The sequence below is a fragment of the Synechococcus sp. CCY 9618 genome (genome assembly GCF_019038415.1).
Lineage (GTDB): Bacteria > Cyanobacteriota > Cyanobacteriia > PCC-6307 > Cyanobiaceae > Cyanobium.
The window spans coordinates 1-219 of the sequence record NZ_JAFKRG010000129.1 but is presented as its reverse complement, the minus strand read 5'-3'; the positions used below and the strand labels follow the sequence as shown (position 1 = coordinate 219).

Annotated in this window: 1 pseudogene; it reads right to left on the bottom strand. The window is 62.1% G+C overall.

Annotated elements, in window-relative coordinates:
* Positions 1-122: 122 nt before the first annotated feature.
* A pseudogene (locus tag KUG41_RS15445) lies at positions 123-219 on the bottom strand (IS481 family transposase); the annotation flags it as partial.

Below are 219 nucleotides of genomic sequence, written 5' to 3'. Positions count from 1 at the left end.
CGGCCGTTATAGATCCGCAGGTAGGCCGGCAGCAGGTCGTTGCGAGCCGCTGAGGTTCCGTAGGGCATCACGTAGGCCCACTCCTCCAGCAGGGTCTACTGCTTCCCAGAAGCCTTCGGCTAGATGAATCGCTCGGCCTTGCCGTTGGTCCTTGGGGTGTAGGGCCTGGTCTTCTTCACCTTCAATCCCAGGGCACGGCAGGCTTTTCGCCAGCCATGG